The 22,644-nt window shown below is 48.6% G+C and carries 16 protein-coding genes; 11 read left to right on the top strand and 5 right to left on the bottom strand.

The annotated features are described in order from the left end of the window. The first annotated feature begins 22 nt into the window (after positions 1-22). The 6 genes from AC5JLB_RS21595 (at position 23) to AC5JLB_RS21570 (ending at position 5,845) form a co-directional block, all read left to right on the top strand. Positions 23-565: an ISAzo13 family transposase gene (locus tag AC5JLB_RS21595; protein ID WP_495875886.1), complete on the top strand. Its 543-nt coding sequence runs from the start codon at positions 23-25 to the stop codon at positions 563-565. A 160-nt stretch (positions 566-725) separates the two neighbouring features. Beyond that, positions 726-1,622: an STAS domain-containing protein gene (locus tag AC5JLB_RS21590; protein WP_495875885.1), complete on the top strand. Its 897-nt coding sequence runs from the start codon at positions 726-728 to the stop codon at positions 1,620-1,622. Positions 1,623-1,731: 109 nt separating this feature from the next. Then, the gene (locus AC5JLB_RS21585) at positions 1,732-2,121 is read left to right on the top strand and encodes an STAS domain-containing protein (protein WP_495875884.1); all 390 of its coding nucleotides are present in this window, start codon (positions 1,732-1,734) and stop codon (positions 2,119-2,121) included. Further along, positions 2,108-2,515 (top strand): anti-sigma regulatory factor, encoded by a 408-nt coding sequence (locus AC5JLB_RS21580; protein WP_495875883.1) that lies wholly within the window; start codon positions 2,108-2,110, stop codon positions 2,513-2,515. Before AC5JLB_RS21585 ends, AC5JLB_RS21580 begins: the two co-directional genes overlap by 14 nt. 245 nt (positions 2,516-2,760) lie before the next feature. Continuing rightward, positions 2,761-3,837 carry an ATP-binding SpoIIE family protein phosphatase gene (locus AC5JLB_RS21575; RefSeq protein WP_495875882.1) on the top strand — a complete coding sequence of 359 codons (1,077 nt, stop codon included), beginning with the start codon at positions 2,761-2,763 and terminating at the stop codon, positions 3,835-3,837. Then, positions 3,830-5,845: an ATP-binding protein gene (locus AC5JLB_RS21570; RefSeq protein WP_495875881.1), complete on the top strand. Its 2,016-nt coding sequence runs from the start codon at positions 3,830-3,832 to the stop codon at positions 5,843-5,845. Before AC5JLB_RS21575 ends, AC5JLB_RS21570 begins: the two co-directional genes overlap by 8 nt. On the opposite strand, the gene AC5JLB_RS21565 is transcribed toward AC5JLB_RS21570, so the two are convergent. Both AC5JLB_RS21565 and AC5JLB_RS21560 read right to left on the bottom strand, forming a co-directional pair. Beyond that, on the bottom strand, positions 5,842-8,319 hold the full coding sequence (locus tag AC5JLB_RS21565; protein WP_495875880.1) for a hybrid sensor histidine kinase/response regulator: 2,478 nt from the start codon (positions 8,317-8,319) through the stop codon (positions 5,842-5,844). The two genes, AC5JLB_RS21570 and AC5JLB_RS21565, sit on opposite strands and share 4 nt — an antisense overlap. Before the next feature lie 490 nt (positions 8,320-8,809). Next, the gene (locus AC5JLB_RS21560; RefSeq protein ID WP_495875879.1) at positions 8,810-11,665 is read right to left on the bottom strand and encodes an ATP-binding protein; all 2,856 of its coding nucleotides are present in this window, start codon (positions 11,663-11,665) and stop codon (positions 8,810-8,812) included. A 531-nt stretch (positions 11,666-12,196) separates the two neighbouring features. On the opposite strand from AC5JLB_RS21560, the gene AC5JLB_RS21555 reads away from it, so the two are divergent. Further along, complete coding sequence (locus tag AC5JLB_RS21555; RefSeq protein WP_495875878.1) at positions 12,197-13,117, top strand: hypothetical protein; 921 nt, start codon at positions 12,197-12,199, stop codon at positions 13,115-13,117. A 360-nt stretch (positions 13,118-13,477) separates the two neighbouring features. Here the strand turns inward: AC5JLB_RS21555 and ilvD are convergent, their stop codons facing one another. Then, a complete protein-coding gene (ilvD, locus tag AC5JLB_RS21550) occupies positions 13,478-15,322 on the bottom strand; it encodes a dihydroxy-acid dehydratase (RefSeq protein WP_495875877.1) in 1,845 nt (614 codons plus the stop codon). A gap of 301 nt (positions 15,323-15,623) precedes the next feature. Here ilvD and AC5JLB_RS21545 point away from each other — a divergent pair, with 301 nt between their 5' ends. Together AC5JLB_RS21545 and AC5JLB_RS21540 are read left to right on the top strand one after the other, a co-directional pair. Next, a complete protein-coding gene (locus AC5JLB_RS21545; RefSeq protein WP_495875876.1) occupies positions 15,624-16,244 on the top strand; it encodes a hypothetical protein in 621 nt (206 codons plus the stop codon). Between the two features lie 98 nt (positions 16,245-16,342). Beyond that, a complete protein-coding gene (locus tag AC5JLB_RS21540) occupies positions 16,343-16,735 on the top strand; it encodes a hypothetical protein (protein ID WP_495875875.1) in 393 nt (130 codons plus the stop codon). 149 nt (positions 16,736-16,884) lie between these two features. Here AC5JLB_RS21540 and AC5JLB_RS21535 read toward each other — a convergent pair whose 3' ends face one another. Further along, a complete protein-coding gene (locus tag AC5JLB_RS21535) occupies positions 16,885-18,264 on the bottom strand; it encodes an aromatic ring-hydroxylating dioxygenase subunit alpha (RefSeq protein WP_495875874.1) in 1,380 nt (459 codons plus the stop codon). 255 nt (positions 18,265-18,519) lie between these two features. On the opposite strand from AC5JLB_RS21535, the gene AC5JLB_RS21530 reads away from it, so the two are divergent. Beyond that, positions 18,520-19,269 (top strand): hypothetical protein, encoded by a 750-nt coding sequence (locus AC5JLB_RS21530; protein ID WP_495875873.1) that lies wholly within the window; start codon positions 18,520-18,522, stop codon positions 19,267-19,269. Positions 19,270-19,671: 402 nt separating this feature from the next. Further along, positions 19,672-20,829: a baeRF3 domain-containing protein gene (locus AC5JLB_RS21525; RefSeq protein ID WP_495875872.1), complete on the top strand. Its 1,158-nt coding sequence runs from the start codon at positions 19,672-19,674 to the stop codon at positions 20,827-20,829. 796 nt (positions 20,830-21,625) lie between these two features. Here the strand turns inward: AC5JLB_RS21525 and AC5JLB_RS21520 are convergent. Next, positions 21,626-22,561 (bottom strand): lysophospholipid acyltransferase family protein, encoded by a 936-nt coding sequence (locus AC5JLB_RS21520; protein WP_495875871.1) that lies wholly within the window; start codon positions 22,559-22,561, stop codon positions 21,626-21,628. Positions 22,562-22,644 lie beyond the last annotated feature (83 nt).

The following is a 22,644-nucleotide window of genomic DNA, read 5'->3' as shown; positions in this document are numbered from 1 at the left end:
CATTAGGGCAGACACGCCTGGCTTGCTTATCGATTCAGTCAGCAACGAATCGCACAAAGTGCCGCCACTTAAACAAGGATTGGGAAGCGATACCAGCGAGTTCGCCTGCGATTCGATTCGCTACTGGTGGAGCACCTGTGGTAAAGCTCGCTATCCACTGGCTGACTTCATTTTGCTGCTCTGCGATGGGGGCGGCAGCAATAGCTCCCGCTACTACCTCTTCAAACAAGATTTACAAGCACTGGTCAATGAACTGGGAATCGAAATTCGCATCGCTCACTATCCCCCCTACACCTCCAAGTACAATCCGATTGAGCACCGCCTGTTTCCTCATGTCTCTCGAGTATGCCAGGGTGTGATTTTTGAGAGCGTCCAAACAGTACAAGAGCTGATGGCAACGGCAACGACTCGCGCAGGTCTCAATGTGTTTACGACGATTCTCGACAAAACCTATCAAACCGGTCGAAAAGTCGCTCAAGACTTCAAATCCAACATGAAGATTATCTTTGATGAGTTCTTGCCGCAATGGAATTACACAGCTAAACCAGAATCACAGGTTATTTAATCCTCGATCCTTAGGGAGCGATCGACAGGAAATTTCGCCCCATGCTCAACTGCTAGCAGGGTTCTAAGTACGATAAGACATCCATCCGTACTTGGAACCCAAAATCCGACTTTGGGTAGATCCACTCGCACAGATCTCTTACACTTAGCTACATACTCCAGTGGTTATTAGAGAGCGAGCCTATATGTCGTTAAGCAGTACCAGCAAAATTGCTGACTTGTTAGAGAAAAACGAGACAGAACTTCTAAGAAACTGGCTTACAGAGTTGGAAGCATCTGGGCTGCGCCGAGACGACTTGATGCGATCGACAGAATTAAACCAGCAGTGTCATGAGTTCTTGCGGATGTTTCGCAGTGCTGCCCAGCATGAGAATTTCAGCGATGTTCAAGCGCCAGAATGGGGCAGTGTGCGACAACTCTTAACTGATATTTCCCGCGATCGCGCACAGCAAGGATTCACGCCCTCAGAAGTGGCAACTTTTATCTTTTCCTTGAAAAAACCGTTATTTGACCAGCTTAAACGGGAGTTGGCGCAACAAAATGATCTTCTGATTGACTCAATCTGGACGGTGACAGATGTGCTGGATCAGCTTGGATTGTGGACAACCGAAGTTTTTCAACAAACTCGCGAAAAAGTCATTTTGCGACAACAACAAGAACTCCTCGAACTATCGACTCCGGTTGTGAAACTGTGGGAAGGCATTCTTGCTCTGCCAATGATTGGAACGCTCGACAGTGCCCGGACTCAGGTAGTAATGGAAACCCTGTTGCAGCAAATTGTTGAAACAGGGTCGCAAGTGGTGGTTATCGATATTACCGGAGTTCCTACGGTGGATACCTTGGTCGCCCAATACCTGCTGAAAACAGTAGAAGCGGCACGGTTAATGGGAACGGACTGTATCATTAGTGGCATTCGTCCCCAGATTGCTCAAACAATTGTTCATCTAGGGTTGGATCTCTCCGGTGTGATTACCAAAGCAACTCTGGCCGATGCCTTTGCGATCGCGCTCAAAAAACGGCAGTTAACCATTGTTTCTAAAGCGTCTCAATCTGTTTGAGCGCGGCTCAACAGCGTAGAATTCAAACTGGATTTCTTGGTCAAATCATTTTTTTCAACATTAATTGAGTTCAACATTAATTGAGTTCAACATTAATTGAGGTAAGGACGTGGAACGTATTCCCATTTTGCAGATGGGTCAATTTCTGTTAGTGACGATTCAGGTCGATATGCACGATCGCTTGGCCTTAGCACTGCAAGATGACCTTACCAATCGCATTGTCAAAACCAGTGCCAGTGGAGTCCTGATCGATATTTCGTCGCTGGAAATTGTAGATTCATTTATTGGACGGGTTTTAGGAAATATTGCTACCGTTTCACAGCTTCTTGGGGCTGAGACGGTGGTTGTTGGAATGCAGCCTGCGATCGCGATTACGTTAGTTGAGTTGGGACTTTCGCTCTCTGGAGTCCGCACCGCAGCAAATGTTGATACTGGAATGCGGCTTTTGCAGACTGTCTTAGGCGTGCCATTTCACGGGGGCTTAAATGCCAATCCTTGAAACAATCTCGATATCGGATCAAACCGATATCGTTATGGTGCGGCAGAAAGTGCGGGCGCAGACCGTGGCACTGGGGTTTGGATTGGTCGATCAGACCAAGATTGTGACGGCAGCGAGTGAACTTGCCCGCAATACGTTAGATTATGGTGGCGGTGGTAGTGTGACGCTAGAAGTCTTAGAAAGCGATCAGCGCGTTGGATTGAGCCTGAAGTTTACGGATCAAGGGGCAGGGATTGCCAATATAGAATTAGCGCTACAAAATGGCTACACAACCGGAGGCGGATTGGGACTCGGACTTGGAGGAGCGAAACGGTTGATGCACGAGTTTGAAATCACTTCAGAGGTAGGCAAGGGAACGTGCGTGACGACCGTTCGATGGCGACAGCAGAGTTGATAGCAGGCGGAACGGATGTAGCAAAAAGAAATTTTTGTGTTAGTTCTAACTCAGGTTGTCGTATTACCGCGATCGCGCTAAGGTCAAGTGCCAGACAGATGGATTTCTGACAGATGGATTTTTTAAAGTGTTTTGAGTGTTGTGAGATTGAGTTGAGTCATAGTGAATAGAGAATTGTTTCTATTCAAAGAAAGTTTTGATCGCCGACGCGCGATTTTATGGAGCTTGCGAAGCGATCGCCCTGAATGGAAACATGCATTGTATTACCAATTACTGAAGACAGCCAAATAGGAGAAGCTCGACGCTTTGTTGCAACCCTGGCGAGAGCATTAGAGTTCAATGACCACGATCGCGGCAAAGTGGCGATCGTGGTGACGGAAGTGGCGAATAACTTACTCAAACACGCTCAGAAGGGGCAAGTGATCCTACAATCCCTCGCCACGCCTGAAGCGGTAGGCATCGAAATCATCGCGCTAGATTCTGGGCCTGGCATGAAAGATGTCAATCAGTGTCTTCAAGATGGCTTCTCGACCGGAGGCACAACCGGAACTGGACTTGGTGCAATCCAACGGCTTTCGACGTTTTTTGAGATTTATTCGCAGCCGCAGGTGGGAACAGTACTTGTCAGCCGATTCTGGGTGCAGAGATTGCCTCATTCAAATTCTCCTATCCTGACGACTCTACGATCGACGCCGCGATCGCACCCGCTTGAGCTAGGCGCGATTAATCTACCGAAAGTAAGCGGTGACGCATCGGGAGATGCTTGGGCCGTTGAGAATCACCTCGATCGATGTCTCGTGCTAGTTGCCGATGGCTTAGGATCAGGAGCGTTAGCCGCCGAAGCCTCTCAAGAAGCGGTGCGCGTGTTTCAAGCCAACGTCGCGCAACATCCGCAAGCAATCTTAGAGCAAATTCATGCTGCGCTCAGAAAAACGCGCGGTGCGGTCGTTGCGATCGCAGAAATTCTGCCCACTCAACAAATGCTTCGGTACGCCGGCATCGGCAATATTTCTGGAGTCATTCTGACTGATAGAACAAGTCGAAGTCTCGTGTCTTTCAATGGCATTGTCGGAGGAAGCGTTCGCAAATTCGCTGAGTTCTCCTATGATTGGTCAATTCGCTCTGTGGGAATGTTTCAGAGTGATTCGCTCTTAGTCATGCACTCAGATGGATTAGCAAGCCACTGGTCGTTAGATCGCTATCCTGGACTAGTCAATCGTCATCCCGCCCTGATTGCCGCCGTCTTGTATCGTGATTTTGTGCGATCGCGCGATGATGTAACTGTAGTGGTTGCAAAGCTGAGGCAGGAAGAGCATGTCTAAACCGCAGCAGTCTCCGTCAGGAAGACTGGCACTTCTAACCGTCGAACTTCGATTTGAGCAAGATGTTGTGTTGGCACGTCAACGGGCAAGACAAATTGCGAGTCGGCTAGGATTTGATCTGCAACAACAGACTCGCATTGCGACCGCTATATCAGAAATTGCTCGGAATGCGTTGAGCTATGCGGGAGGGGGTAGAGTTGAATTTGCGATTAGCGCAGAGCGCAACTCCGAAGGAACCGATGGGAGCTTGGCACAGCCAACCGCAGGACAAGCATCGCAGGCTTTTTTGATGCGGGTTTCAGACTCCGGACCCGGTATTGACCAGCTATCTGCTATTTTTGATGGACGCTATCAGTCCTCTACAGGAATGGGATTGGGGCTAATTGGTGCGAAACGACTGATGGATGATTTGAAAATTCAGTCTGTGTGCGCTAGTTCGGGCGATGCAAAGCGGGGCACGATCGTTGAATTGATCAAATATTTGCCAAAGCAAGCCCCTCGCCTAACGCCGAAAGACGTACAGCAGCTAGTCGACCATCTGCTGCGCGACCATCCCCAAGACGCTTACGCCGAACTTCATCAACAAAATCAAGAATTGCTGCATACGCTGGAGGCGCTGCGTCAACGGCAAGACGACCTCACGCAACTCAATCAAGAACTAGAAGCGACCAATCGTGGTGTTGTTGCGTTGTACGCTGAGCTAAACGATCTCGCGGAGTCTTTTCAGCAAGCGAGCGAACTCAAGTCTCGATTCTTGTCGCACATGAGCCATGAGCTTCGGACTCCCTTAAATGGCATTCTCGGTCTGTCTAATATGCTGTTGCGCCGCTTGGATGGAGAATTAAGCGCAGAGCAGGAAAAACAGGTCACGTTCATTCGCCGTTCTGCCGCTACGCTCTCTGACTTAGTGAATGATTTGCTAGATTTAGCCAAGGTGGAATCTGGAAAATCTGACGTCGATGTTGCGCCGTTTGAGGTGGCAGATTTGTTTAGTACGCTGCTCGGAATGCTGCGTCCCCTGCTGGATCAAAATAAGTCAGTGCAATTAGTGTTTGACGAGGCAATAAACGGTTCCTTCGGAGTTGCGCAGAGCGCAACTCGCGATACTGCTAAATCAAGCGGATTGCCAACTTTGTACACAGACGAAGGGAAAGTGTCTCAAATTTTGCGCAATCTGATCTCAAATGCCTTGAAGTTTACTGAGCAAGGAGAAGTTCGAGTCAGTGCAACGCTCGGCAGCAATCAAACGATTGTGTTCACCGTTGCAGATACCGGAATCGGCATTGCCGCGACCGATCAATTCCGCATTTTTGAAGAATTTGTTCAGGTTAATCATTCCCTCCAGCGTCGCGTAAAAGGCACGGGTTTAGGATTACCATTATGTAGAAAATTAGCCGCGCTACTTGGGGGTAGCGTTGCTCTAGACAGTACTGTAGGCGTTGGCTCTAGATTTGTCTTAACGTTGCCTATCTCCTATTCCGACTCGATAGCTACAGCGTTGGATGTATCCATTGCCAGATCGAAACCTGATCCATCTTTTGAGCAAACTAATGATGTAGAACCAAAGCCTGAGCCGATCGCAGATCAACCTCCGCGATCGCATGTGCCAAGTTCTGATGTGCGCTCGACGAAAAAGATTCTGCTCATTGATGATGACAAAGTTTCTCGCTACACGTTGATCAGTTCGTTGACTGATTTCTATACAGTGATTGAAGCCAAAGATGGGTATGAAGGACTCTACCGTGCCAGAACCCAGCAACCGGACGCGATCGTCCTCGATCTTTCTATGCCTAGACTAGACGGATTTGAAGTTCTCGCTGAGTTAAAGGCAGATCCGCTCACACAAGCCATTCCAGTGATTATTCTCTCATCTAACGCCCTCACCGCCGCTCAAGCGGAAGACCTCGCGACCCACACGATCGCGCTGCTTTCTAAACAAACAGATTCGCCTCAAATGCTGCTGCAACTGCAAGAGGCATTACTCAGCGTCGGGTTAGATTGCCATTAGTCAGAAGCCTTAGCCAGCTTTGCTACGATCGCGACTAATTCATCTGGCTCGACTGGCTTCGACAAATGCCACTGAAATCCGGAATCAAGTGCCTGCTGATGGTTGGCTTCCCCGGCATACGCCGTTAGCGCGATCGCTGGAATACGGCAAGCTTCCTTTGTCGCGGGGAGTTGTCCAGTCTGTTCAGTCGGCAGCATCCGAATTTGACGAATCAACATATACCCATCAATTTCAGGCATTCCAATATCGCTAACCAACACATCAGGCTTTACCTCAGGTAAGGCTTGCAGCACTTCTATGGCGCAGGTTGCGGTTGTCACCTGTGCGCCAGACTGCTTCAACACAAACGATACAAACTCTAGTGAATCTGGCTCATCGTCCACCACCATAACGTGGACACCGCTCAAATCAAGCCGTTCGGTTGGATCAGGAACTTGCGCGATCGCGCTGGATTGCACCGTTAAGATCGGCAAATGCACTGTAAACATTGCTCCCTGCCCTTCGCCTCCACTTTCTGCTTGCACCGTACCGCCGTGCGATTCGACAAGCTGACGTACGATCGCCAGCCCCAACCCTAAGCCACCAAATTTTCGGGTCGTGGCACTATCTTGCTGCTGAAAGTAATCAAACACATGAGGCAGAAATTCTGTATTGATGCCTCTTCCCGTATCGCTAATTTGAATCTGGGCATCGGCATCGATCTGTGAGAGGCGGACTTCAACGCGGTTGCCGCTGGGCGTAAATTTAACGGCATTAGACAGCAAATTCCACACGACTTGCTGCAACCGGGCCGGATCGCCCATCACAATTACTTCTGGTTGCAATACGGTCTCAAGCTTAATGGCTTTTGCTTCGGCGGCAAGTCGTCCCGTCTCGATCGCACTTTTGATGACGTAATTTAAATCGACGGGCATCACCGCCAAGCTCAATTTGCCGCGCAGAATGCGAGACACATCGAGCAAGTCATCAATCAACTGCGTTTGCAGTTTGGCGTTGCGCTCGATTGTGGCTAACGCTTCTGCAACTCTGCCTTCATCCAATCTACGAGTTTGTAACAGCCGACACCATCCCAAAATGGGATTGAGCGGAGAACGTAACTCGTGAGATAACACCGCGAGAAATTCATCTTTGACATGATTGGCGCGGGTCAGATCATCAGTGCGCTGTTGTAGGGCAGCTTCAATCTGTTTGCGATCGCTCAGATCCACGACAAACAGAACATATTCATCCGCTTCGCCCTGTAAGCGAGTTCCACTGACCAAGACCGGAAAGTGAGATCCATCTTTGCGAATGAGTTCTTTTTCAACGGGTTCAACGTTGCCACATTGCTCCAGATCAGCAACCCTTTGTCCATCTATATCAGCAAATTTCAATGAAAAGGCTCTCCAGTCCGCCCTCCGCGCCTGCTCTTCAGTGCCATAGCCCAACATTCGCAGCAGGGCGGCGTTCGCTTCTAGCAGTTCGCCATCAGATCGAGTAAAACAGATGCCAATTTGCGCCGTTTCTACCATGCGATGCAGCCGTTCTTGGCTACGACGCAGTATTTTTTCTGCACTCCGAAGCCGCAGCAGCGATCGTACCGTCGCTAGCAATTCTTCAGGATTAATCGGCTGCATCAGGTAGCCATCTGCACCGCCATCTAAGCCATCTACTTTATCTTGGCTCGTGATTCGCTCTGCCGACAAGTGCAAAATTGGGATCGAAGCGGTTACAGGATTAGCTTTGAGACGCTGGCATACTTCAGTACCATCAATATCAGGTAATTTGACATCTAGAATAATCAGATCGGGCTGATCGTTGGCGAGTTCTAACGCGCTGATTCCGCTTGAAGCTTGCCGAACTGCAAAATTTGCTTGTTGCAGAATTCGGCTGGTGATGTACAGATTAGTGTCGTTATCATCGACGCAGAGGACAATCTGATGCAAGGGATCCGCAGCCTGAGCTAACTCTGATTGGACTTCACGGATTGCCTCGAGCGTATTTAGATCGTTTTTAGCTGAAGGCAGCTCTGCCTGCGGCGTCACGTCAGTAAAGGTGGTCACGACTGCATACGGAACCGAGGCATTGGCCTGAAATAATGGCTGTGCGGTGACCATCAACTCAATTCGATCCCCGCTGGGTCTGTAAAATTCCATCGCCACATCCGAGCAAGGCTGACCAGTCTGTAACGCCGTCCACGCCGGATAGTCTCCAGTGGAAGCCTCTGTAGCAAAAATTTGCCACGGATAACGGGTTGCGGTGCGAAGTTCTGAAGGATCGTAGCTCTGGGTCGCGGTGTATCCTTGGATCTGCTCGAACGTCATGCCTAGAATTTGCTCAGCCGCCACGTTACAGGCTTGAACTGTACCATCTGCCAACTGTAATACCAGCCCTACAGATTCTACAGATGAAGCATTTTGACGTTCACTAGAATCAAGCGGTTTTCGAGATAGCTCAGTGATGAGTTGAGAGTTAGCCGTTCCGGGGTTCTGCATTGACTCGAACTAGTGGGCTGCGATCGCAGCACTGAGGGACTTAAAGACACAGTGATGAAACAGACATAGTCTCCTCATTATGAGGTGATCAACAGAGAATGGTTAAGCGATCGCTCCAGATTTCTATCACAGGACTGATAACAGTACGGTGCTTATATCTACCCAAAGAAAAAGGTGTGCATTGAATCTGCTTTATTGAATCTGCTTCGAAGGATAGCCGCTAATCTCAAAACGCTCACAACCGTAAATTATTAAGACAGGGAATCATTAAAACGGTTGCTCCCCCTCCACTGACGTTTCCCTATTGCCTTACCGGAAATCTGAACTGATCTGACTCATCGTATAGCACTATGAGATGTGCATTAGGACAAACTTTTTGTGTAGAAGTCGCGCGTATCGGAGCTTCTACACAAAAAAATTCCATCCAAGCGGTAGCGCTATAGACACCAGAATTTAGAACTACAAGGTTGACAATCTTCCAATAGGTTTCCTATGCAATGAGTTGAACACAACGATTTTTGAGGGTTTGCGTGACTGGAATCCGAATCCAAAATTCAGCACCTTGTCCAGGTAACGAACAACAATTGATTGTGCCACCATGCTTGTCCACTACAATTTGGTAGCTAATCGATAATCCTAGCCCTGTCCCTTGACCCACTGGCTTTGTTGTAAAGAATGGGTCAAACAGTTTTCTCTGAATCGTCTCAGGAATGCCAGGACCATTATCCTTAATACAAATGGCAACTTCCTCATCACCCAATCTCTGAGTTGAGATCGTAATGATACTTGAGTGTTCTTTCAGCGTTTGGGGCGATCGATGCTTATCGCGTTGCTGCAAAGCATCGATCGCATTGCTGATCAAATTCATAAACACTTGGTTGAGTTGTCCCGCGTAGCATTCTACTTCAGGGAGATCATCGTACTGCTTAATGATTTGAATTGCGGACTGATTAGATGTTGCTTTCAGCCGATTTTGTAGAATCAGCAGGGTGCTATCAATACCGTCGTGAATGTTGACAGATTTCATTCCGGCTTCATCCAAACGCGAGAAATTGCGGAGGGTGAGCACAATTTCGCGGATCCGATCGGCTCCTCCTTTCATCGAAGTTAACGTTTTAGGCAAATCTTCAGCGATAAAATCAAGGTCAATCTCATCGCTCAACTGTTGAATTGAGGGCGTGACAGTGGGGTAGGAGGCTTGAAACAGGGTAATTAACTTGAGAAGATTTTGGCTATACTCACTCACATAAGTGAGGTTGCCATGAATAAAGTTAACTGGGTTATTGATTTCATGGGCAACCCCAGCAACTAGTTGTCCCAAGCTAGACATCTTCTCAGTCTGAATTAACTGAGACTGTGTTTGTTGCAACTCAGACAATGCTTGCTCTAAATCCTGTTTTTTCTGACGCAGTAGTGCCTCGGATTGGCGCAAAGCCGTGTCGGCTTGTTTTTGCTCGGTGACATCGCGCAGAATCACGATGTAGTTCTCGAAATTGCGTTTACAGCGTTGTGAAAGAGTCAGTTCGATAATGCGATCGCTTTGATTGCTGTGTATCAAGGTTTGCTCACTTCGATCGCTCCAATCCTCTATTGAACAATCAAGTGACGGGAAAAAGTCGCTCAGAGATTGCTCAATCAGATGCTGCGGAGTTGTTTGCAGAAGCGATACGGCAGCAGAATTTGCCTGAACAATTGCGCCAACTTCATTCAACACCAAAATGGTGTCTGGAACCGTATCTAGAGCGGTGCTGAATAAATTTTCAGCACGTTCACGCGCTTGAGCGATCGCGGCTACTTGCGGCAAACTCGTCCAGCAGGCAATGGCGATCGCGACAAAGGCGATCATCATCAACACTGTTACCAACAAGTTATTACTCAGCCCAGCAGCACCCCTGCCCAGTTTGCTCAACATCCAACCGATTGTCGTGGCGCTGCAAACCAGCACAATCAGAACAATGACTTGTACACTCACAAAATCCTTGAACTTTCCATCGATCGCTCTAGTTAAACGAGGATGTGTCCACCATTCGGGCTGAAAGAGCGCAAATGGAATGCGCCGAATTACAGCATCAACCCCCAAGATCGCAACAGCAGCGAATAGACCAATTAATACATCTTCCCAACTCCAAGCAAGCCCACCCACCAGCAGAACTACGACTTCGACGCATAGGAAACCGAGCGACCAGCGGGACCAGCGTGCTTCTGGGTTATCCCGATGTAACCACAGTCCCCAGTGCATTGCCATCATTGGCATCATGTAGGCAGTACTGCCAACCACCACAATCCGAGAAATATCCCCCCATTCAAGAAACAGAATACTAATTGCAAGGGTAAAGATTAAATTTGGTGCTAGCACTCCGTCACGTGAAACCGTGGAAAATACAGGAGAAAGCTGTTTATCGACGGCAAGCTGGTACAGAACTCGGGGTGCACTGGCGACAGCAGTAGCGCTAATGAGTAAGCAACTAGAGGTTAGCAACAGCGTGACGAACAAGGATGCACCAGTACCCCAAAATGGCTGAGAGGCGCTCAGTAGATGTGCAAATATCGTATCTGTTGATGTGTTGCCTATCTGCATGAGAACCCACGACCCGCCCAAGTAGATGATGGGAATTAACCAAGCAGAGAAGGCGATAAATCGCAGTGTTTCCGTCGGTTTCTTGCTATCTGCTACAAAGGAGGAGCCTGTTTCGCAAGCATAAGTGCCATAAACAGCAAAGAAAAACCACTTTGCCCATTCCACAAAACTAAAGTGAGACCAGCTTGTGGGAGCTAAACCGGGGCTTGTAGGCGCGATCGCTAACCATCCCAGCCCTTGCATACAAAACAACAGCAGCAGCCCAATGGCTGGCAGGACAAAGAATGCGTGTAGAATTCCGAGTGTTCGTGTACCGCTAAACGCCACAATAAATGGAACAATTGTGAACCCAATTTTGAGGGCTAACTCAGGACAAGGAATCCCTAATGGAGACAGATTTGCTTTGATTAAATCAGTCAGATTGATCGCGTTTAGTGCAGGCACGAGCGCCCAACTGAAGTAATACGCGATCGCGGCATACCGTCCAACGTTTGGATGTTGCTGCAAGAGCCGCGTTGTGTAATTGGGCGTTCCACCAGAAACATCTGACCACAGCGTTCCCAACTGTTTAACCTGAAAATTCAGCATCATGCCAATGATCACAGCCGGTAGCCAAACAAAAATGGCTTGTGGTCCGAGTGCCATGTGCATGAGAGGAGCGGTATTAATCCAAGACAAATGCCCTGAGAGTCCAAAGCCAAAGGTCTCCAGCGATGTCAAGTTTCTGGGTAATTGCCCATGCGAATTAGGTTCACTTAGGTGCTGCATAAACAATTGGGAACAAATGAGAAGTACGAATCAAATGCCGGGTTGAACAGTGGTTGTGTTGAACAGTGATTAGCACCTTTCCCACAGCCTTTTGCTCTTTTTCATCTTTCCCTGACATGCATGAAGCTGAACATTTGCCCTTGGCAAAACGGCTCACATGTATAGAGCGCGACTCTTTTCTTTGCTTCCAATGTGCTATCGAAATTATGCGATCGAAACTTCCAAAGAGATATCCGTTGTGTGCCCCGCAAAGCTTGAGTAAATGTTAAGAAATTATAAATAAAAGAGGAAAATACGCACTTTTGTCATTCCTATGTCTTAATGACTGTACGGTAAATACCGAGGTGCTTAATAGGTAGCTTAAAGCTGAGTCGATCAGTTAGTAGTTCCAACATTCGAGGCACGAAGGACTATATTTCGTAGCACCCGTTTACCCCTGCAAGTCTTATTTCGGTTAACGCTCCATTCATCAACGTGCAGTAATGCCCGGTGTATCCGTATGTTCACATTTAGACGATACGAGGAGAGAGAATGATGGTGTCTAACGCTACAGCCGAATTATCCCACTTCGAGAATCCTTATCAGGTGGCACAAGCTGCGATACAACAGTCTGTTCCCCCAACACTGTGGGCAGAAAATGAGCAATTTGTGTCTGGATTAAGGGAGCGCTTAAAGACGCATCCATTGTTAACCCATCCGTTGCTAAGCGCACTCCAGCAGGGACGGTTCAACTGCGAGCAACTCAAAGTTGTTCATTTAGAATATCGCCATGCCATCGTTGAGATTTTTACAGATACGTTACTCGCCGCTCAACTGCAAGCCCACCAATTGGAACCCCGGCTCATGCGAGGAAGTAAACTGTATGCTCGGTTTATTCTGGGTCTGAACCTATTTGATGAGTATGGATTCCAGCCTGGTTCTCAAGGAGGAAGTTATCAAGGTAATCCCAATCACGCCCATTATCTGTTATTTGAACAGGTGCTGGACGAACTTGAGATTAGTTCAACCGAGCGAGAGAACTATGCTCCCAGCCAAGCAGCACGAGTATTGCGACAGGCGCTAGAAAGTGTTTACCATGACTTGACTTCGATCGTTGCACTTTTAGCGATCGCAGAAGCTGCTGTCGCGTTTACTATGAGTTTGCGAGACAATGCACGTCTTGTTGGGTTAACGGTTGACACTGGCTTCTACAAATGTCATGGGTTCACCTATGAGCAAGAAACAGTCGGCTGTGATGATTTCCATGAACTGGGGCTTTGGTATGTGCTGATGCAGGCCATCACTCCTGATCGATATGCTGAAATTACGAATTTGGGGGATCAATACTGTAATTTATGGGCTGCGTTCTATGATGCTCAGCTACAGCGATTAGAAGAAACTGAGGAGCATCACTTTGAAGGTGACCGAGACATTCCATTTCCTATATTCACACCATCTATTGAAAAGGTGTAGAAATCTGGGTGGTCTCTGCAAAATGCTGGAGATGTGAATGAGTGTTGATAAAAGACACAACAACATCTCTTTGACAATCCATTGTTTCAACTGACTGTTGTTTCAACTGGTTTGAAGCTAGGTTTTGTGTACAGTGCCAAATTAAATGGCATCGAGACACATTCGCGTTGCTCAGCAAACTCTCTCTGCCGCACAATTGCAGGGAAAGTTTGCCCAGCGGCCTAGCATCAGGTCATCAAGATTGCTTAGCTGTCTCTAGGCGAAAAGAAGCAAAGCTAGACCTAGCTTTGTTTCTTTAACGACACTCATGTGTCTCCACGACAAATACAAAGTCACTGTACATTGAGGGAGCGGTTTTTTCTACTCAAGCAATTCCAGGTTTCGTACCGCACCTTGATCTGCGCTAGTCGCTAACAGGGCATACGCCTTGAGCGCCGCTGTGACCCGACGTTTCCGAGGCTGCTCAGGCTTCCAGGCATCCTTGCCCTTCGCTTCCATTGCCACGCGGCGGTTGGCTAATTCCTCCGCCGATAAATCCACATTGATACTGCGATCGGGGATGTTGATTTGGATGCGATCGCCGTTGCAAACCAGAGCAATATTGCCGCCCGCTGCCGCTTCCGGAGAAGCATGACCAATCGAAAGTCCCGACGTTCCGCCTGAGAAGCGACCGTCGGTTAATAAAGCACAACCCTTACCCAGACCCTTAGATTTCAAGTAACTGGTCGGATAGAGCATTTCCTGCATACCAGGTCCACCGCGCGGACCTTCATAGCGAATGATCACGACATCGCCTGGTTCCACTTCATCTCTGAGAATGCCGTTGACAGCAGCATCCTGACTTTCATAAATGCGCGCCCGACCTTCAAACACATGAATGCTTTCGTCTACGCCTGCCGTCTTCACAATACAACCGCGCTCCGCCAAATTGCCGTAGAGCACAGCCAGTCCGCCCTCAGTACTGTAGGCGTGTTCGCTGTTGCGGATACAGCCATTCTCACGATCTAGGTCGAGGGAGGGCCAGCGGGTCGATTGACTAAACGCTTGCTGCGTTGGAATTCCCGCAGGGCCAGCCTTAAAGAAGGTGTGGACGGCTTCGTCATCGGTACGCACGACATCCCAGCGATCGAGTGCTTCTTTCATCGTCTGACTATGAACCGTCGGTACGTCCGTGTGGAGCAGCCCAGCCCGATCCAGCTCACCGAGAATGCTAGGGATACCACCGGCGCGGTGAACATCCTCAACGTGATAGTTGGGTGTGTTCGGTGCCACCTTGCAGAGTTGGGGAACCTGACGTGAGAGGCGATCGATGTCGCTCAAGGTGAAATCGACCCCGGCTTCATGGACGGCAGCTAGCAAGTGCAGAATGGTGTTGGTCGATCCGCCCATTGCAATATCAAGAGCCATTGCATTTTCAAACGCTTTGAAACTAGCGATCGAGCGCGGCAGCACCGATTCATCGTCCTGCTCATAATAACGACGGGTAATCCTGACAATGGTTCGGGCAGCGTCGAGGAACAGATCCTTGCGATCAAAATGGGTCGCCAGTACAGTGCCATTACCAGGCAAGGAAAGACCGATCGCCTCGGTGAGACAGTTCATAGAGTTGGCGGTGAACATGCCAGAGCAAGAGCCACAGGTCGGGCAGGCGGAACGCTCATACTCTTCAACCACCTCGTCGCTAACACTGTCGCTGACGGCAACCACCATAGCGTCCACCAAGTCCAGTTTGTGATCCGCGAGCTTAGTCTTGCCCGCTTCCATGGGGCCACCGGAGACGAATACGGCGGGAATGTTAAGACGCAGGGCTGCCATCAACATACCGGGGGTGATCTTGTCACAGTTGGAAATGCAGACTAGGGCATCGGCACAATGGGCGTTGACCATGTACTCGACCGAATCAGCGATGATTTCGCGCGAGGGCAGACTGTAGAGCATCCCGTCATGACCCATCGCAATGCCATCGTCCACCGCGATCGTATTGAATTCTTTGGCGACCCCACCAGCGACTTCAATCTCACGGCACACCAATTGCCCCAAATCCTTGAGGTGAACGTGACCGGGCACAAATTGCGTAAAGGAGTTGGCGACCGCAATGATGGGCTTCTCAAAATCCTCGGTGTGCATTCCGGTGGCACGCCAGAGGGCACGGGCACCCGCCATATTGCGTCCCTGGGTAGAAGTTTTCGATCGATAGGTCGGCATGGTGCATCCTATGCGTCTAAGGGCTTTTAATAGTCTAAACGGTTGTGTTGCAAAAACAAGTCAACTGAATTTGCTTAGATTTGCGCAAATTTCTGCTAAAAATGCCTCAAGCTGATAGAAACTTCACGTTTTCAGAACTCAGTGATATGGGAGATGGGATAATTTTTGACGTTTAGGCGACGTAGCCCGCTGTCCCTTGTCATACCAGGAGACAGATGAACGGTTTTCTAACTGATGCGCGATCATTAAGACAAACCTATTAACCAAACTCAGGCATGTCCGAACAGGCTGCTTTTCTCAAATGAGTTCTATTTCCTGGTACACACTACTATTTGCAGCGATCATCTTCATTGGCGGAAGTGCCATTGGTGTCTCAATATACGCTGCGATTTCTGCTTATCTAAATCTCAAACCGAAAATTGGTTGTCGGGTTGACACTGATCCGTTATTTGAAGACCTTTCTGGCGTAGCTGATCTGCGATCGCAGATTGAAATTTCTGATGGTCACAAGACTTACAGCTACAGCAACTTGCAAATTGCGCAAGTGCAAGTGAAAAATCAATCCAAGCAGGATTTTGATCAATTTGAGTTAGGAATCACCCTGTCTTCCAAGGATGTTGTCATTCATCTCGAAGTACAGTCGCCCGGTCGCCACCATCTCGTTAAACAAATTGATCCGTTCACTTTTACCGAGCCTAAACCTAAAGCTGACTTAATCTTGCAACCGTTTAACCGAGACGATGCTTATACATTGCGCTTGTTAAGCATCACAGCCGAACCGAACCAACGCTTAGGTGAGATCAACTTTAGTTCACCAGTTGCAGTTCGGTTTGTCGATCTGCCTCGGATTCAAGAGACGATTAAAGACACGGCAAAGTCTGCTACTATCTCGCTCGGCCCCTTTAGTTTTTCGTTTGACTAATTTCCTGCGACTAAACTAATAAGTAAGCAACTCTCCACTTTTAGCATTCGCTTTATACCGTCAGAGCGATGTTTGCTGTTAGTAAACGATCAAAACTGATGACCAACGAATTTGAGGATTCTATCTATATGAACAAAGTTATCGCTTATTTGCAAAGGCTACGGCTACGTCAATTTTTGATGGCTTCTCTAATTGGACTAACCTTTCTTGTCAGTTTTGCTGTAGGGCAATTTAGCGACTCATTACCAGCACAAGCGGCACCTATAACCTCAGCTAACCAGAGCAAGGCTCAAGCAGAGGGAACTAGAGCGTCAAGCGGTGGCTTGGTTGAGTCTGTCAAAGATACGGCTGAAACTGTCAAAGAAAAGCTGAATTTAGATGAGCCTCTACCTGAGAGCACAAAACTTTTCTTCAAACAGGTACAAGGTGAGGATGTCAAAGTGAAAGAGCCAGGTTTCTCAGAAGACGAAGAAACGCCTAAAAATGAGTAGTCATTTTTGATGCTGAAGATGTGTCCAGCATCTGTTAGCAGAATGAGGATACGCAAATTAAGCAATGTGAAGTGTAGCGCGAATGAGTCAACATCAGTCTAACTACACTTCCAAGCAATTAGGACTATTTTAGGATGCGATCGCAGCACTCAGCCAGCTTGTTTTTTCTCTGGCAAATTCCGGAGTGGCACGGATCGGCCTTCATAAAACTGGCGTTCTAGCTTGCCTAAGCCAAACCACAGCGCGATCGCACTCAATGCCACGATTGCTGAAACAACCGATGGTACAAACACCGGAAGCAATGTCGCAGCGATCAGACTCACGATCACAAATGTGAACCGAATCCTCTGAATATTTGTCAATGCGCTGCGACAGCTTGCACAATGAACCGTATGGGAATGGTAGCGATCAAGCAACGCTTCTGCTGATTGAGCAGGCGGCAACGCTTGACCCACAAAAGGATCTGCCCCAAACTCGTTGACCCACTGCCGCAATGTTGATACGAACGCATCTGCCCGCGTCGGCAGATAGAACGCTTTCGCAAAATTAGCGCTTCCGCCCTTTGCGGCTAAATACCGTTCCTGATGATGCAAGAAAATTTGATCGTCTTCCAGAACGTTGTTATTGCCAATGTGGGAGTACCAGCGCGGCGTCAGTGTAATGAGAAAACCAGGCAATTTCGAGGAAAACTTGAACGGGAACCGCGCAAACACGCGACACTCCCCTTTGCGAATCGGCGTTGCATACACAACGGTGAGCGTCCGACCGAACTGTTTCGAGGTCAGATCGTGCCACATGAGCGATGGTGCAACAAAAGTGGTGTGCTGTTGCCCTAGGGTTCCTTTACGTGGACCCTCTGCCCAAATCCCCTGAAAGCCTTGTTTACCAGATTCCAACACTTCTAATTCCGCCGGAGCCGCATTCGACCGATTGCCTACGGATCGATGGTGGGTAAATGACACATGGCTCGAATCTAAGACATTTTCTAACAGCGTCAGTGCATCGTAGGGCAAGTCTCGAAACGTGTTTAAACAAATCCAGCCCTCTGGCGATTCTTCCATCGGTTCAATCAGCGGAATTTTGACGCGCTCGGCATTCTCTGGTGTCCCCGCATAAATGAACAGCAATCCTTGACGTTCAGCCGTGGGAAAAGCCGCCACACAAGCGCGGTCAGATTCATGCGCCGCCTGATCAGGACGTTGCTGTGGAATACGATCGCACGCGCCATCTCCCTTAAACGCCCAACCGTGGTACGGGCACTCAAGCAATCCATCTGCTGCAATCCTACCTTCAGACAGTGGTGCCAATCGATGCGGGCATTGATCACTAAACGCTCGCCAGCACGCCGCTTGTTTGTCCCACCAAATAACGAGATCCTGATCAAGCAGCGTAAACTTGGTTAACTTCGCTTTGTCTAAATCTTGGACGTAATAAACGGGATACCAAGCTTCTTTCCAATCAAACCGATTCGGATCAGTTCCTCCAGCGGGGAGTGCATCAGGTTGAGTTGTCCGTTCTTCCATCAGCATGGCGATCGCCCTTTAAACTCGTGCTTTATGCATCTTAACAATTTTGGCGCAAGCCTACCGACTACCGCCTTAAAGACGGACTTAATGAGTCTGTTGAGCGGGTGCAGATAGAATGCCTGAATTTCCCTAGCCCTCTAGGTAGAGGCAGCAATCGCTGGATTATTCAGAATAGATGGAATCAGGGTTAGGTTTTTACATCTAGATTTTTACATCATCGTTCGTAGTACTGCATTCGACTTTAAACAAAAGGAAGTTATGACGCGATCGCAATTCCCCAAAATCTTTTCCGCAAGTGTATTAGCACTCAGCCTCACGACATTACCGTTAGGATTACCTGCTTTGGCTCAGAACAGCGGTTCAGGTACCTCGTCGGGTGGGAGCACTGGCACCACTGGTTCGGGGAGTGGAACAACGAATACAGAAGGTAGTACAAGCGGCACTAATAGCGCACCTGGCTCAACCGGAACGACTGGCACGACCGGAACAACAGGTACAGGTTCAACTGGAACGACCGGAACGACAGGTACAGGTACAGATGCAACTGGAACGACTGGAACAACAGGTACAACAGGTACAGGTTCAACCGGAACTACTGGCACAACAGGTACAGGTACAGATGCAACTGGAACGGCAGGTACAACAGGTACAGGTTCAACAGGCACAACTGGCACAGGTACAGCAGGTTCAGATGGGACAACGGCTCCAGGCTCAACTGGGACAACAGGTACAGGTTCAACCGGCACAACGGGTACAACAACTACTCCAGGTGGGACAGGTGGCGTATCTGGTGCAGGAACAGCGAACCCAAGCGGCATAACGGGTACACCAACTACTTCTCCTACTGGTGCTAACACCATGACTGCTCCTACTGGTGCTAACACCTCGACTGCTGGTGCTAGCGCAAATCAGGGTTCTGGTGGCAATTGGGGATGGTTAGGAGTGTTAGGGCTTGCTGGATTGGCGAGCTTACTGAGCAACGGCAGAAAACAAGCCTCCCGATCATGAGTAGGACTAGCGCATTTGGTTTCTATAATCCTCAAGCATGAAACCTTTGGTTCTGGTTTCTTCAACTTGAGTGGGGTTTGGGAATCAATTCGGAGTGATGTGCAAAACGAGGGGTGGAAGTGGCGTCCCTCGGAGTAATGCACATTGGATTTGGATTTTGGAGATTGCTACGTCAGGGGAGAGGGTTAGCTCTTCAGTACCGACTACGTGTTAAAGGACAATAAAGTGGGTTGTTCGGCATTAGTCGTTACAGAGATTTAGAAGCCGTTTCTAAACGAGCGGACTTTTTCTAGCATTCGGCAGAAGCTTCGGCTTAGAAAACTCTTTACGATTTTTGTGTAAAAAATCGTTCTCATCTCTCTTTAATTTCACCCTAATAATTAATAATTTCACCCTAATAATATGAGCTTCCTTTCGATTGAAGAACTGAAAGAACTCGTTGAACAGCAGCAAGGATTGTGTGTGTCGATCTACATGCCGACCGCGCAGCTTAGTTCAGAAACTCAGCAAAACTCTGTCCGCTTCAAGAATCTAATTCGACAGGCAGAAGCGGAGATAGAAAACTACGAATCGCGTCCGACTGATGTAGGTCAATTTCTTCAGCCCGCAACTGATTTGGATAAAGATGAATTTTGGCAGGATCAGAACGCAGGTTTAGCTTTGTTCATCGCAGAAGGATTCTTCCGCTTCTATCGCGTGCCGATTGAGATGATTGAATTGGTGGTCGTGAGCGATCGCTTTCATCTCAAGCCGCTAATTCCGCTGTTGAGCAGAGATGACCGCTTCTATATTCTTACGCTCGGTCAGCGCGATGTGCGTCTTTTGGAAGGCAATCGTTACGGCATGACTCGTGAAATTGAAATCGAAGGCCTGCCGAAGAGCATGGATGAAGCGTTGCAGTACGACGAAACGGCGAAGGATGAACAGCGGCGACAGGGCGCTGGTGCAGGTCGTGCAGCGTTACAAAGTGGCGGCTCGTATCACGGACAGGGAGGCGAGCGCGAAAACGTCAAAGAAGATTTGCTGCAATATTTCCACTTGGTTGACAAAGCGCTGCACGACTTTCTCCACAATCGCCATGCGCCGCTTATTCTAGCCGGCGTCAACTATTTGCTGCCGATTTATCACGAAGCAAATACCTATAATTTCATCGTGGAAGAAGGAATTCAGCACAACACAAAGCAGCAAACGTTGCAAGAACTCCATGCGGAAGCTTGGGCAATTGTGGAGCCGCAGTTTGAAGCAGACCAGCAAAAAGCCATCGATTACTATCATGAGTCGATCGCCACTGGCAAAGGATCAAACAATTTGGACGAAGTAATTCAAGGCGCGTTTTATGGTCGTGTAGAGCAGCTTTTTGTTCCGGTCGGCGTGCAAAAATGGGGACATTTTGATCCGAACTCGATGGAGCTTGAAATACACAAAGATGCTCAACCTGGCGATGAAGATTTGCTAAATGCAGCAGCAATTCAAACGATCTTTCATGGTGGAACGGTGTACGCCGTTGAACCGGAAAAAGTGCCGGATGACGCACCTGTTGCGGCAGTATTTCGCTACTAATTGCACTTCATTTGAGCGGATCTAAAAGCCCGATCAATTCAGGGGTAGTTCATTCGTTCAACTGGGCTGTGTAAAAGTTAAGTTTGTAAGTTTTCAGTACGATGTTGCATATTGTTCTGAAATGGGGCTTCGGGTTTTGTTGTACGTTGCGTTAAACGTGCAAAATTTGCTGATCGGTTTGCTGCTGATCGCAATTTCGGTTGTAGATTGGGGGACTCGGCAAATCTCCTGAAGTCTGCCCCAACTTGAATCAGACCTGCTAACTGAGTTGCGATCGCAATTACTCGACCTCTGCATAGCTGTTCCTGAATGAAAACCTCTCCCCTGATCCCTTAGGCTTATCGCTCGTACTGCCCAGAGCGCATTGATCCAGCTTCTGAACTAACGCTTCAAATTGGGGCTTTCTCGCGCAGCTCTGCGATCGCTTGAGCCATCCTTCAGGAGCTACCCAGATGAAATAGGTAGGAATTGGGTAAGTTGCCGCTATCTCTAGAGAAGTGATTGGTTCATGATGAAAGAACATTCAAAACCGCTAGCGACCCAATTACGCTGGCATTTATCAAAACAAGCCCTGGGCAATTGCTCAGGGCTTATTAGTTAGTTCAATGTCGCAATGCCGACCACAAGTTGCGACATTTATTTAATGTATGAACGTACAGCAGAACTATCAATTGACCCAAGTACCTTGAGTACTCACAAGCGTAGTCTCTCCTTGAAAAAAGAGAGCTAACACCTACCTTCCGAACCAAGATCAAGCTTTTCTAGTTGGATGACGGATGAACAACTTTCGCAGTTTTTACACGTCTACAGCATCCGTAGAGCGGCCCGTTCCTACGACTTCGTTAGGCAATGACTCGGCCTCACCACCATTAGGAGCGAGACCGTCCAACCCTTGCACAAGCCGATCGAGTTCCTCTTGCATCTGCATACAGACTTGCGCATAGCAGGCATCGACATAGTTCCGATCGTTCGCGGCTGCCCGACCGGAACGCTCAAACACGATCGGTGCACATATCCGAGTGTGGATCTGCACAGGCAATGGAATGTTAGGCAACGGACCTACTGCTAATCCCCACGGCAATCCTAGGTAAATGGGAAAGACGATCGGATCAATCCCCAACAGCCACGGCATTCCCCACTCGTGCAGTTGTCGTAACTGCGGGTAGAGATTCGCCAGAATGATCAGCGTCTCGTGAGCGCCGATGGAGATCGCCGGGACAATGGGCACTCCTTCTCGCAGTGCGAGTTTAATAAATCCTTTCCGTCCTGCAAAGTGAATGCGATGACGATCGCGGTACGGTCGCCATAAATCTTCAGCGCCGCCTGGGTAGACCAAGACGGCTGCATCCTTTTGCAGAGCAGCCGCTGCCATGTGAGGGTGCGCTCGGATGGCTCCTAATTGCACCGTTAGCTTGGAATACCCAGGAACCATCCAGACGTTGGGGTGCATTAGCCCATACACTAATCGCTCTGCACCAAAGCGGTGAAACCAGTCCACCATAAACATTAAGGTGTCTGGGGCAATCATGCCGCCATTGTGAGATCCGACAATCAACATTTTTCCCGATGGGGGTAAGTGCTGCCAGCCATCGCTCGTCACCCGAAAATAGTGGCGGTAGAGCCAGTCTCCCAACGGCAGAAGGGCTTGAATGACGCTGGGGTCTCGTCCCTCTAGAGACCAGCCATCAAACCGATTTTCTCTCGCTTTTTTGCTATCCCAGTCCCTAGTCATCGAAGCCCTTAAAGATTCAGCTATTTACTATAAAACGAAAGGGCTGCGCTGGCTTCTCTAATTTCAGACAGTTCCAAATGAGG

This window comes from Myxacorys chilensis (assembly GCF_059505265.1).
The sequence above is the reverse complement of the archived record's forward strand: the minus strand, read 5'-3'. Positions and strand labels throughout refer to the sequence as shown.

What these genes read in the sequence shown, in the direction of transcription:
- AC5JLB_RS21580 (WP_495875883.1), top strand. Translation starts at nt 2,108, where the DNA reads ATGCCAATCCTTGAAACAATCTCGATATCGGATCAAACCGATATCGTT.
- AC5JLB_RS21575 (WP_495875882.1), top strand. Translation starts at nt 2,761, where the DNA reads ATGGAAACATGCATTGTATTACCAATTACTGAAGACAGCCAAATAGGA.
- AC5JLB_RS21570 (WP_495875881.1), top strand. Translation starts at nt 3,830, where the DNA reads ATGTCTAAACCGCAGCAGTCTCCGTCAGGAAGACTGGCACTTCTAACC.
- AC5JLB_RS21565 (WP_495875880.1), bottom strand. Translation starts at nt 8,319, where the DNA reads ATGCAGAACCCCGGAACGGCTAACTCTCAACTCATCACTGAGCTATCT.
- AC5JLB_RS21560 (WP_495875879.1), bottom strand. Translation starts at nt 11,665, where the DNA reads ATGCAGCACCTAAGTGAACCTAATTCGCATGGGCAATTACCCAGAAAC.
- AC5JLB_RS21555 (WP_495875878.1), top strand. Translation starts at nt 12,197, where the DNA reads ATGATGGTGTCTAACGCTACAGCCGAATTATCCCACTTCGAGAATCCT.
- ilvD (WP_495875877.1), bottom strand. Translation starts at nt 15,322, where the DNA reads ATGCCGACCTATCGATCGAAAACTTCTACCCAGGGACGCAATATGGCG.
- AC5JLB_RS21545 (WP_495875876.1), top strand. Translation starts at nt 15,624, where the DNA reads ATGAGTTCTATTTCCTGGTACACACTACTATTTGCAGCGATCATCTTC.
- AC5JLB_RS21540 (WP_495875875.1), top strand. Translation starts at nt 16,343, where the DNA reads ATGACCAACGAATTTGAGGATTCTATCTATATGAACAAAGTTATCGCT.
- AC5JLB_RS21535 (WP_495875874.1), bottom strand. Translation starts at nt 18,264, where the DNA reads ATGCTGATGGAAGAACGGACAACTCAACCTGATGCACTCCCCGCTGGA.
- AC5JLB_RS21530 (WP_495875873.1), top strand. Translation starts at nt 18,520, where the DNA reads ATGACGCGATCGCAATTCCCCAAAATCTTTTCCGCAAGTGTATTAGCA.
- AC5JLB_RS21525 (WP_495875872.1), top strand. Translation starts at nt 19,672, where the DNA reads ATGAGCTTCCTTTCGATTGAAGAACTGAAAGAACTCGTTGAACAGCAG.
- AC5JLB_RS21520 (WP_495875871.1), bottom strand. Translation starts at nt 22,561, where the DNA reads ATGACTAGGGACTGGGATAGCAAAAAAGCGAGAGAAAATCGGTTTGAT.